Raw genomic sequence first — 10,243 nt, forward strand, 5'->3', positions numbered from 1 at the left:
TCAGTGGGCGGCGGCGCCCTCACCGCGTCGCACCCGCTGGACGAGCAGCACGACGGCGACGACGACCGCACCGACGATGCCGCCGGCCACGGCCGACCCGAGCGTGTTCGTCAGCCAGCCGAGCACCCCGCCCAGCGCGCCGGTCGCGTCGTGCACGGCCTCCTCGAGGTGGTGCACGACCCCGTACGGCCCGTGCCAGCCGAGCTCGTCGGCCCCGACGAGGAGGATGTGACCGCCGACCCAGAGCATCGCGACGATGCCGACGGTCGACAGCACGGCGAGCAGCCGCGGCATCGCCGTGACGAGCCCGCGGCCCAGGCCCTGCACCGCGCCCGAGCGCCCCGACTCCGCGAGGTGCAGGCCGATGTCGTCCATCTTGACGATGAGCGCGACGACGCCGTAGACGAGCGCCGTGATGAGGACCGCGACGACGAGCAGGATGATCGCGCGCGACACGAACGGCTCGTCGGCGACCTCGTTGAGCGCGATGACCATGATCTCGGCGGAGAGGATGAAGTCGGTGCGGATGGCGCCGGCCACCATCGTCTTCTCCTGTTCGGCGCCCTCGGCCGCGGCGGGCTCGTGGTGCTCCTCGTGGTGGGCGAGCTTCTCCCAGATCTTCTCCGCGCCCTCGTAGCAGAGGTAGGTGCCACCGACCATGAGGATCGGGGTGAGCAGCCACGGCAGCCACTGGCTGAGGATCAGCGCGATCGGCAGGATGACGAGGATCTTGTTGCGCAGCGAGCCGACGGCGATCCGGCGGATGATCGGCAGCTCGCGGTCGGCGGTGAACCCGTGCACGTAGCGGGGCGTGACGGCGGTGTCGTCGACGACGACCCCGGCGGCCTTCGCGCTGGCCCGCCCGGCAGCGGCCCCGACGTCGTCGAGCGACGCGGCCGCCATCTTGGCGAGCACGGCGATGTCGTCGAGCAGGGCGACCAGCCCTCCGGCCATGGTGTCCTCCGGCGTCCGGGGCCCTCCGTCGCGACGACCCGTGGTGCAGACGCTACTGGTCGCGGTGGGACCGCGCCTCAGCCCTGGTGGGGCGCGACGTCCGCCGCGGCGACGGCGGCGCACATCTCCTCGAGCGAGGCGAACCGCTGTGTGCGGTCGAGCCGGGCCAGGCGGCAGCACAGCCGGGCCGGCGCCCCGGCGGCGAGGCACGCGGCGATGAGGTCGTCCTGGCACGACGGGAACGGGTGCTGGGCGAGGACGGCCCGCAGGGCGTCGAGGTCGAGGGTGAGCGCCGGGTCGGCGTCGTGCCCGGTCTGGTCACCGGCGTGGACGGTCGTCATCCCCCGGACCTCCTCGTCCGTCGACGTCCCCGCTCGACACGGGGCAAGCGCGACGTTACCCCCGCGACCGGTCCGGCAAACGGCGTTCGCGCAGGTCGGCGGCCCGCGGGTGCACCCCGGGAATGCGCGGCGCCCGCCGGCGCGCTGACCCCGTCATGCGTGCGACGACCTACGACCGGTACGGAGACCTCGACGTCCTCGAGGTGCGGGACGACCTCCCCGACCCCAAGGTGGGGCCCGGCGAGGCCCTCGTCGAGGTGCGGCGGGCCTCGGTCAACCCCGTCGACTGGAAGCTCATGGGCGGCGGCCTCGACCCGATGATGGAGGCCACCTTCCCCGTCGTGCCCGGGTGGGACGTCGCGGGCGTCGTCCGGGCGGTCGGCCCCGACACCCCCGAGGTGCGGCCCGGCGACGAGGTCCTCGCGTACGCCCGCAAGGACTGGGTGCACGGCGGCACCTTCGCCGAGCTCGTCACCGTCCCGGCACGGGCCCTGGCCCGCAAGCCGGCCGGTGTCGACTGGGACACCGCGGGCGCCCTCCCGCTCGCCGGCCTCACCGCGCTGCGCGTCCTGCGCCGCCTCGAGGTCGGGGCGGGCGACACCGTGCTCGTCCACGCCGCTGCCGGTGGGGTGGGCCTGCTCGCCGTGCAGGTCGCGCGCGAGCTGGGCGCGCGGGTCGTCGGCACCGCCTCGGAGGCCAACCACGGCCGGCTCCGCGAGCTCGGCGCCGAGCCGGTGGCCTACGGCGACGGCCTCGTCGAGCGGGTCCGGGCCCTGGTTCCGGACGGTGTCGACGCCGTGGCCGACCTCGTCGGCGGGGTCCTCGACGACACCCTCGCGGTGCTGGGCGACGGCGGACGGCACGCCTCGATCGCCGACCCGTCGGTCCTCGAGCACGGCGGCACCTGGGTGTGGGTGCGCCCCGACGGTGGCGAGCTGCAGTGGCTCGCCGACCTCGCCGCGCGGGGCTCGCTCGTCGTCGACGTCGCCGGCTCCTACGGCCTCGACGCCGTCGGCGAGGCGTTCGCGCGCAGCCGAGAGGGCCACGTCCGCGGCAAGCTGGTCATCGCCGTGTCCGACGACTGAGGCCGCGCTCGGGGGCCGGCCGTCGAAGGCGTGTCACGCAAGCCGTCGGACGTCGGGGCGGCGGAGTACGGTCGAACCAGTCGCCCCCGACCACCGGGGGCTCGGTGGTCGAGAACACGTGCCGCCGGTCTTGTCCGGACCGGAGGTCTCGATGTCCCCCCACCGTCCCACCAGCATTCGCCCGCTCGCGGCGCCCACCCGTCCCTCGGGCGCCACCGCCGACCTCGAGGAGCTGCTCGCCGCCTACGAGCGCGCCGCCGCCCCCGCCGACCGCGAGCGCCTGCTCGCCGACGTCGTCACGGCCACCCTCCCCCTCGCCGACTCGCTCGCGCTGCGCTACACCGGCCGCGGCATCGACACCGACGACCTGCTCCAGGTCGCCCGCACCGCCCTCGTCACCGCCGTGCTGCGCTACCGGCCCGGGGCCGGGCGCGGGTTCGAGGCCTTCGCCGTGCCGACCGTCCGCGGAGAGCTCAAGCGGCACTTCCGCGACGCCGGATGGGTCGTGCGCCCGCCGCGGGGCCTCCAGGAGCTGCGGGCCGAGCTCGTCCCCGCCGAGGACGACCTGCGCCAGCAGCTCGGCCGCGACGCCACCCTCGCCGAGCTGGCCCGTGCGGTCGGCCGCGACCTCGCCGACGTCGCCGAGGCGCGCGCCACCGCGTCCGCCTTCACCCCGTCCTCGCTCGACGCCCCGTCGCCGGCCGGGGGCACGGCCGGTGACCGGCTCGCCGACCCCCTCGACGCCACCGACGGCGTGCTGCTGCGCGCCGCCGTGCGGGCCGAGGTCGCCCGGCTCACGCCGCGCGAGCGGGTCATCATCCGGCTGCGGTTCGTCGAGGAGCGCACGCAGAGCGAGATCGGCGAGGCCATCGGGGTCAGCCAGATGCAGGTCTCCCGCCTGCTCGCCGGGCTCCTCGACCGGCTGCGCGAGCGCCTCGACGCTCTCGCCGCCGCCTGAGCGCAGGTCCCTGACGGCGCGGCCGCCGGGCGGTACCGTCGCCGCCATGCGTGTGCTGCGCCGGGTCCTCGCCGTCCTCCTCGTCCTCGTCGTCGTCGGGGCCGTCCTCGGGTACCGGCACTACCGCCCGCTGCTCGCCACCGGCACCGGCTACGCGGCCCACAACTCCTGTGCGGTCACCCTCGTCGCGGGGCGCGACGACCCCGACACCGACCTCCCGCCGAACCCGCTCGTCCCCTACCTCACGGGGTACGTCAACCTCGCGGGGAAGTCCTCGACCTCGGCCGTCGGCTGGCTGCTCGCCAAGCAGAAGGCGTTCTACACGCAGGGCTACGGCTGCACGGTCGCCGGGGAGCGCCCGGCGGTGAGCCGTCGGGCGACGAAGGTCGAGTCCGAGGGCAACCCCTACACCGACGCCCCCGCGCCCGAGGCCGACCCGGCCCTCGAGAAGGCCATGTCGCGCGCCTTCGGCGACGACCTGTCGGTGAAGCAGAAGAAGGACCTCGGGACCCGGGCGGTCGTCGTCCTCCGCGACGGCAAGCTCGTCGCCGAGCGCTACGCCGACGGGTTCTCCACCGACACACCGCAGCTCGGCTGGTCGATGGCCAAGTCGGCGACCAACCTCCTCGTCGGCCGCTACGTCCTCGAGCGCGGCCTCGACGTCCGGAAGGAGGACGGGCTGCGGCCGGAGTGGACCGACGAGCGCCGGAGCATCACCGTCGACCAGCTGATGCGGATGACGAGCGGCCTGCGCTGGGACGAGACCTACTCGCTCGGGACGCCGATCACGCAGATGCTGTACGCCGAGCCCGACATGGCGAGGTACGTCGCGAGCCAGGGCCTGGCGCACCAGCCGGGCACCTACCAGCAGTACTCCAGCGGGTCGACGAACCTCGTCTGCTCGTGGCTCAGCTCGCTCGCCGACGTCCCCGACGCCGACTTCCCGCGCACCGAGCTGTTCGCGCCGCTCGGGCTCTCCTCGGCGACGTGGGAGACCGACGGCGTGGGCAACCCGGTGTGCTCGTCCTACCTCTGGGCGACCCCGCGCGACTGGGCGGCCCTCGGGCAGTTCGCCCTCCAGGACGGGGTGTGGGGCGGTGACCGCCTGCTCCCGGAGGGCTGGATGGCGCAGTCGACGACCGCCCAGCCGGTCGACCACAGCGAGGAGCGCGGGTACGCCGCCGGCTGGTGGGTCAACCAGGAGGCCGACGGCTCGCTCGTCGCCCCCGAGCTGCCCGCCGACGCCTACTGGATGAGCGGCCACGACGGCCAGCGCGTCTACGTCGTGCCCTCGCAGCGCCTCGTCGTCGTGCGGCTCGGGTTCTCGCCCGAGGTCGACGGGTCCGCCCTGCGCACCGACGCGCTCGTCCGCGACGTCATCGCCGCCGCGCCGACCTCCTGACCCGAGGCGTCAGAACGTCGGGGTGACCGTCACCTCGGCGCCGTCCGGCACGTCACCGAACACGGGGATGCACGTGACCTCGGCGGAGTCGGAGGCTCCGGAGAAGTTCGCGTTGCACACGGTGCTCTCGCCGCCCGCGAAGTCCATCGTGAAGAGGAGGGGGAGGTCGCCGTCGCCCGTGGGCGTCGCGGTCATCCCCGTGACGACCCGGCCGATGCCGCCGTTGTCCTCGAGGGTCCAGCCGCCGTCGACCGTGGCGCTCGGCAGCTCGAAACCGTCGCCCAGCGTGATGGTGACCGGCTCGCCGCCGGCGCTCGGGAGGTCCGTGGGGAAGGTCGACGGGATCGCCGACTGCACCTCGTCGACGGTCTCGTTGACCTTGCGCGCGAAGAAGATCCCGCCGACGACGACGGCGACGATCGCGAGCACGACGACGACCACGACGGCGATGAGGCAGCCCTTGGCAGTGCCGCTCATCCCCTGCTTCTGCGGCGGCGGCCACTGGCCGGCACCGGGCGTTCCGTAGCCGGTGCCCTGCGTGCCGTAGGCCGGCACCGGGGTCGAGTACGCGTCGCCCGGGGCGCCGAGCACCTGGGTGTCACCCGGCGCGGGCGGGGCCGCGGTGGCCGGGTCGCGGAAGTGCTCGGTCCACTGCTGGCCGTCCCACCACCGCTCGCGGCCGTCCGGCTGCGGGTGCCATCCGGGGGGTGCGCTCATCGCCCTGCTCTCCTCGCTCGACCGGCGTCGCTCGCCGTGCTGGGTACAGGCTAGGGCCGGACGACGCGGACGCGCGGCACCTCCTTGAGGCTGTGGCCCACGACGCAGTAGCGCTCGGTCGAGGTCGCGAGGCGCTCGAGCGCCGCGTCGTCGGCGTCGGTCTCGACGGTGAAGGTGACGGTGACCGGTCCGACGCCCACGGGCACCTCCCGGTCGGTGCCGAGGGTGCCGCGGGCGTCGAAGCTGCTCTCGGCCCGGCCCCGGACACCGGTGAGCGAGACCCCCATCGCCGTCGCGACGCTGCGCAGCGTGACACCGGCGCAGGCCAGCAGGGCCTCGAGGAGCAGGTCGCCGCTGCACGCGTCGGAGCCGTCGCCCCCCGTCGCCGGGTGCAGCCCGGCACGCACCGGCCCGGCGAACCCGTCGACGGTGCACGTGACGCCGTCGTCGCGGAAGTCGGCCGTGGCGTGCAGCGGGGTGAGGGCGGAGGCCGGGTCGGCGGCGTAGCGCTCGCGCAGGGGGGCCTGGAGCCGGCGGAGCTCGGTGCGGTCCATCGCCCCAGCCAAGCACGCCGGCCCTGCGGCGGCACCGTCCACCCGGACGGTCAGCCGTCGAGCACCGCCAGCTCGTCCTCGGTGAGCATCCGCGAGCGGATGACGAAGCGGACACCCTCGGGCGCCTCGAGGCTGAAGCCGGCCCCACGACCCGGCACGACGTCGATGGTGATGTGCGTGTACCGCCAGTACTCGAACTGCGGCCGTGAGATCCACACGGGCACAGCGCGGTCCAGCTCGACGTCGAGCTCGCCGAGGAACACGTCCTGGTCGCCGGTGAGGAACTCGCCGTCGGGGTAGCACATCGGGGCGGAGCCGTCGCAGCATCCGCCGGACTGGTGGAACATCAGCGGGCCGTGGGTGCCGGTGAGGCGACGCAGCAGCTGCGCCGCCTCACCGGTGACTCCGACCCGGCTCGCGGTGGCCGGGAGTCCCATCGGCTCAGAAGAAGCCGAGGGCGTCGGGGCTGTAGCTGACGAGGAGGTTCTTCGTCTGCTGGTAGTGCTCGAGCATCATCTTGTGGGTCTCGCGCCCGATGCCGGACTGCTTGTAGCCGCCGAACGCCGCGTGCGCGGGGTACGCGTGGTAGTTGTTCGTCCACACGCGGCCGGCCTTGATCTCGCGGCCCGCGCGGTAGGCCTGCGACCCGTCACGGCTCCACACGCCGGCGCCGAGGCCGTAGAGGGTGTCGTTGGCGACCTTCAGGCCGTCGGACTCGTCGTCGAACCGGGTGACCGCGACGACCGGCCCGAAGATCTCCTCTTGGAAGATCCGCATCGAGTTCTCGCCCTCGAAGACGGTCGGCTGCACGTAGTAGCCGCCGGACAGCTCGCCGCCGAGGTCGGCGCGCGCACCGCCGATGAGGACCTTGGCGCCCTCCTGCTTGCCGATGTCGATGTAGGACAGGATCTTCTCGAGCTGGTCGTTGCTGGCCTGCGCGCCGATCATCGTGTCGGTGTCGAGCGGGTTGCCCTGCACGATCTTGCCGACGCGGTCGACGGCGTCCTGGAGGAAGTCGTCGTAGATCGAGGACTGGATGAGCGCGCGGCTCGGGCAGGTGCACACCTCGCCCTGGTTGAGCGCGAAGAGCGCGAAGCCCTCGAGGGACTTGTCGTAGAACGAGTCCCGCTGCGCCGCAACGCTCTCGAAGAAGATGTTCGGGCTCTTGCCACCGAGCTCGAGGGTAACCGGGATGAGGTTCTGGCTGGCGTACTGCATGATCAGCCGGCCGGTCGTCGTCTCGCCGGTGAAGGCCACCTTGGCGATCCGCGGGCTGCTCGCGAGCGGCTTGCCGGCCTCGACGCCGAAGCCGTTGACGATGTTGAGCACACCGTCGGGCAGCAGGTCGCCGATGATCTCGATGAGCTTGAGCACCGACCAGGGCGTCTGCTCGGCGGGCTTGAGGACGACGCAGTTGCCGCCCGCGAGCGCCGGGGCGAGCTTCCACACCGCCATGAGGATCGGGAAGTTCCACGGGATGATCTGCGCGACGACGCCGAGCGGCTCGTGGATGTGGTACGCGACGGTGTACTCGTCGATCTCGCCGATCGAACCCTCCTGTGCGCGAACGGCACCCGCGAAGTAGCGGAAGTGGTCGATGGCGAGGGGCAGGTCCGCGGCGAGCGTCTCGCGCACCGGCTTGCCGTTGTCCCAGGTCTCGATGACGGCGAGGTCCTCGAGGTGGGCCTCCATCCGGTCGGCGATCTTCAGGAGGACGTTGGAGCGCTCGGTGGCGCTCGTGCGGCCCCACGACTCGGACGCGCCGTGCGCGGCGTCGAGGGCGAGCTCGACGTCCTCGGCGGTGGAGCGGGCGATCTCGGTGAAGACCTGGCCCGTCACGGGGGTGATGTTCTCGAAGTACTGACCCTTGACCGGGGGCACCCACTGCCCGCCGATCCAGTTCTCGTAGCGGCCCTTGACCTCGATGCCGCTGCCGTCGCGGCCCGGCGGGGTGTACGTCGTCATTGACTCGATCTCCTTCGATCGTCGGGGTCCCATCGGCGGGATCCGGCGACGGTAGGCAGCGCGACGTTGCAACGACGCTGCAGCACCCCCGGGGGATGGACGTGGCCCGCCTCCCGGGAGCACACTCGAGGGCGTGGTGCGGCGCCCTGACGCCGGCCGCGCGGGAGGCGTCATGTGGTGGTGGCTCGTCATCGTCCTCGCGGTCATCGTGGCCGCCGTCGTCGTGTTGCAGCGGCGCGGGAACACCGGTGTCGCCGGCTACGAACCCCGGGACAAGCACGGCGGTGGCTACGCCGGCGGGAACGTCCCCCCGGGGACGGACGGCGGCGCCGGCGGGTTCTGAGCGCGCCGCAGCACTCCCCGTCAGGCGTCGGCGTCGAGCAGGCGGGCGACCTCGGCCTCGGCGACGCCGCGCAGGGGCGAGGTGGCGGGGAGCGCCTCGGCCTGGCGCTCCCACATCTCGAGGTCGGTGGCGCCCCAGCGCGAGCGCGTCCAGCCGACCATGAGGTCGGCCTCGCCCGAGCGCAGGACGGCCGAGCGCACCTGGGCCTCGAGGACGTCGCGCAGCTCGGCGACGAGCGGCGCCTCCGACCCCGGCAGCAGCGGACCCTTGTACGCCTGGAGCGCCTCGCGCACCCGGCCCGTCCCGATGAGGGCGGCGACGCTGCGCCAGTCGGTCTCGGTGTCGGCGAGCACGCGGTAGGGACGCGAGGCCAGGGCGTCGGGCCCGAGCAGCGTGCGCAGGCGGGTCATCTCGGCCCGCAGCGTCGAGGCGTTGACCCGGCCGGGGTAGACCCGGGCCTCCAGCTCCTCGGCGGTCAGGCCCGCGGGGTTCTCGAGCAGGGCCACGAGGATCTCGCTGTGCCGCCGGCTCAGCCGGTGCGTCCGGCCGCCGACCTCGACGACGGCCTCGGGCAGGCCGAGCCCGCGCACCCGGACGACGCCCGTGGCGTCCGGGAGCTCGGTGGACGCGGGGACGGTGAGCGTCGTGCCGGTGAGCGCGAGGCGGGCGAGCTCGGACTCGGCCATCCGGGCGGCGGCGCGGATCATCGCGAGGCTCTGCGGTGAGGCGACGTCCGGACCGCCGGTGACGTCGACGACGCCGAGGACCCGGCTCGTCGTCGGGTCGTGGATGGGGGCGGCCGCGCACGACCACGGGTGGACGAGCCGGTTGAAGTGCTCGCTCGCGTGGACGGCGACGGGGGCGTCGAGGTGCAGCGCCATCCCCGGGGCGTTGGTGCCGGCCCCCGGCTCGCTCCACACCGACCCCTCGACGAAGTTGATGCTCTCCGCCCGGCGCAGGACGCTCGGCGGCCCGCAGACCCAGAGCAGGTGCCCGGTGGCGTCACCGACCGCCATCACCGAGTCGCAGTCGACGGCGGCCCGGCCGAGCACGTCGTAGAGCAGCGGGAACACGTGCGAGAGCGCGTGGGTGGCGCGGTAGTCGGCGAGGTCGGCGGTGTCGAGGACGACCGGCGCGAGGTGGGCGTCGGGGTCGACCCCGGCCGCCGACGAGCGCAGCCACGACTCGGCGACGACCGAACGGACCCCGGGTGCGGGGCCGTCGGCCCGGCGGGCGGTGTCGTGCGGCACCCCGCCAGTAGAGCCGATGCGCGGGCGGCGGACAACGGTCCGTCCGGACGGTGTCGGGGACCGGTCGGTCGGTGCCGACCGGCGGCGGGCGGCCCCGCCCGTGCCAGCATGGGCGGCGGAGGTGGTGCCCGGTGTCGGACGTCGAGGTGGTCAAGGACGAGCACGCGTGGGTCGCCCGGATCGGCGACCACGTCGCCGGCGAGCTCGTGTGGCGCGAGAGCCACGACGGGGCGGCGATCGTGCTCGTCCACACCCAGGTCGAGGAGGGGTTCGAGGGCCGGGGCGTCGGGGGTGCGCTGGTGCGCGCGGCGGTCGACGAGATCGCGGCCGCCGGGCGGGCCGTCCGACCGGACTGCCCCTTCGCCCGCGCGTGGCTCCAGCGCCATCCCGACCACCCCGTCGAGGTCCGGCAGCGCGCCTGAGCCCCGACGGACCGCGGCCGTCCAGACGCGTGGGGGGGGGGGGGGGGGGGGGGGGGGGCGGGCGGGGGGGGGGCCCCCGGGGGGCCCCCCCCCCCCGGGGGGGGGGGGGCCTGGGGGGGGGGCCGGGGGGGGGGGGGGTGGGGGGGGGGGGGGGGCCCCCCGGGGGGGGCGGCGCCGGGGGGGGGGGCGGGGCGGAGGAACAGGGTCATGACGACCCCGACGTAGGCGACCCACGCGACGGCCTGGAGGACC

12 protein-coding genes are annotated in these 10,243 nt (G+C 74.5%); 5 read left to right on the forward strand and 7 right to left on the reverse strand.

What is annotated here, in order from left to right:
• On the reverse strand, positions 1 to 954 hold the full coding sequence (locus tag JQN70_RS15200) for a DUF808 domain-containing protein (RefSeq protein WP_204132195.1): 954 nt from the start codon (positions 952 to 954) through the stop codon (positions 1 to 3).
• Positions 955 to 1,031: 77 nt separating this feature from the next.
• Positions 1,032 to 1,295, reverse strand: a complete 264-nt coding sequence (locus JQN70_RS15205; protein ID WP_204132196.1) for a hypothetical protein — start codon at positions 1,293 to 1,295, stop codon at positions 1,032 to 1,034.
• Between the two features lie 155 nt (positions 1,296 to 1,450).
• Here JQN70_RS15205 and JQN70_RS15210 point away from each other — a divergent pair, with 155 nt between their 5' ends.
• From JQN70_RS15210 to JQN70_RS15220, 3 genes are all read left to right on the forward strand, one after another.
• Positions 1,451 to 2,380, forward strand: a complete 930-nt coding sequence (locus tag JQN70_RS15210) for an NADP-dependent oxidoreductase (protein WP_204132197.1) — start codon at positions 1,451 to 1,453, stop codon at positions 2,378 to 2,380.
• A gap of 151 nt (positions 2,381 to 2,531) precedes the next feature.
• Positions 2,532 to 3,338, forward strand: a complete 807-nt coding sequence (locus JQN70_RS15215) for a sigma-70 family RNA polymerase sigma factor (RefSeq protein WP_204132198.1) — start codon at positions 2,532 to 2,534, stop codon at positions 3,336 to 3,338.
• Positions 3,339 to 3,384: 46 nt separating this feature from the next.
• Positions 3,385 to 4,740, forward strand: a complete 1,356-nt coding sequence (locus JQN70_RS15220; RefSeq protein WP_204132199.1) for a serine hydrolase domain-containing protein — start codon at positions 3,385 to 3,387, stop codon at positions 4,738 to 4,740.
• 9 nt (positions 4,741 to 4,749) lie between these two features.
• Here the strand turns inward: JQN70_RS15220 and JQN70_RS15225 are convergent, their stop codons facing one another.
• The 4 genes from JQN70_RS15225 to exaC are packed head-to-tail and all read right to left on the reverse strand — an operon-like array spanning position 4,750 to position 7,976.
• Positions 4,750 to 5,457 (reverse strand): DUF2510 domain-containing protein, encoded by a 708-nt coding sequence (locus JQN70_RS15225; RefSeq protein WP_204132200.1) that lies wholly within the window; start codon positions 5,455 to 5,457, stop codon positions 4,750 to 4,752.
• Between the two features lie 50 nt (positions 5,458 to 5,507).
• Positions 5,508 to 6,011 (reverse strand): OsmC family protein, encoded by a 504-nt coding sequence (locus JQN70_RS15230; protein WP_204132201.1) that lies wholly within the window; start codon positions 6,009 to 6,011, stop codon positions 5,508 to 5,510.
• Between the two features lie 50 nt (positions 6,012 to 6,061).
• Positions 6,062 to 6,448: a DUF779 domain-containing protein gene (locus JQN70_RS15235; protein ID WP_204132202.1), complete on the reverse strand. Its 387-nt coding sequence runs from the start codon at positions 6,446 to 6,448 to the stop codon at positions 6,062 to 6,064.
• Positions 6,449 to 6,452: 4 nt separating this feature from the next.
• Positions 6,453 to 7,976, reverse strand: coding sequence for an acetaldehyde dehydrogenase ExaC (gene exaC / locus JQN70_RS15240; protein WP_204132203.1), 1,524 nt, complete (start codon positions 7,974 to 7,976; stop codon positions 6,453 to 6,455).
• 133 nt (positions 7,977 to 8,109) lie between these two features.
• Between exaC and JQN70_RS15245 the strand changes: the two genes are divergently transcribed.
• Entirely contained in the window at positions 8,110 to 8,319 is a 210-nt protein-coding gene (locus tag JQN70_RS15245; protein WP_204132204.1) for a hypothetical protein, read from the forward strand.
• 20 nt (positions 8,320 to 8,339) lie between these two features.
• Here the strand turns inward: JQN70_RS15245 and JQN70_RS15250 are convergent, their stop codons facing one another.
• Positions 8,340 to 9,569 carry a helix-turn-helix domain-containing protein gene (locus JQN70_RS15250; protein ID WP_204132205.1) on the reverse strand — a complete coding sequence of 410 codons (1,230 nt, stop codon included), beginning with the start codon at positions 9,567 to 9,569 and terminating at the stop codon, positions 8,340 to 8,342.
• Between the two features lie 131 nt (positions 9,570 to 9,700).
• Between JQN70_RS15250 and JQN70_RS20250 the strand changes: the two genes are divergently transcribed.
• A complete protein-coding gene (locus tag JQN70_RS20250; protein ID WP_204132206.1) occupies positions 9,701 to 9,991 on the forward strand; it encodes a GNAT family N-acetyltransferase in 291 nt (96 codons plus the stop codon).
• Positions 9,992 to 10,243: the final 252 nt, after the last annotated feature.

Source organism: Phycicoccus sonneratiae (assembly GCF_016887965.1).
In the GTDB taxonomy this organism is placed as follows: domain Bacteria; phylum Actinomycetota; class Actinomycetes; order Actinomycetales; family Dermatophilaceae; genus Phycicoccus; species Phycicoccus sonneratiae.

What these genes read in the sequence shown, in the direction of transcription:
- JQN70_RS15200 (WP_204132195.1), bottom strand. Translation starts at nt 954, where the DNA reads ATGGCCGGAGGGCTGGTCGCCCTGCTCGACGACATCGCCGTGCTCGCC.
- JQN70_RS15205 (WP_204132196.1), bottom strand. Translation starts at nt 1,295, where the DNA reads ATGACGACCGTCCACGCCGGTGACCAGACCGGGCACGACGCCGACCCG.
- JQN70_RS15210 (WP_204132197.1), top strand. Translation starts at nt 1,451, where the DNA reads ATGCGTGCGACGACCTACGACCGGTACGGAGACCTCGACGTCCTCGAG.
- JQN70_RS15215 (WP_204132198.1), top strand. Translation starts at nt 2,532, where the DNA reads ATGTCCCCCCACCGTCCCACCAGCATTCGCCCGCTCGCGGCGCCCACC.
- JQN70_RS15220 (WP_204132199.1), top strand. Translation starts at nt 3,385, where the DNA reads ATGCGTGTGCTGCGCCGGGTCCTCGCCGTCCTCCTCGTCCTCGTCGTC.
- JQN70_RS15225 (WP_204132200.1), bottom strand. Translation starts at nt 5,457, where the DNA reads ATGAGCGCACCCCCCGGATGGCACCCGCAGCCGGACGGCCGCGAGCGG.
- JQN70_RS15230 (WP_204132201.1), bottom strand. Translation starts at nt 6,011, where the DNA reads ATGGACCGCACCGAGCTCCGCCGGCTCCAGGCCCCCCTGCGCGAGCGC.
- JQN70_RS15235 (WP_204132202.1), bottom strand. Translation starts at nt 6,448, where the DNA reads ATGGGACTCCCGGCCACCGCGAGCCGGGTCGGAGTCACCGGTGAGGCG.
- exaC (WP_204132203.1), bottom strand. Translation starts at nt 7,976, where the DNA reads ATGACGACGTACACCCCGCCGGGCCGCGACGGCAGCGGCATCGAGGTC.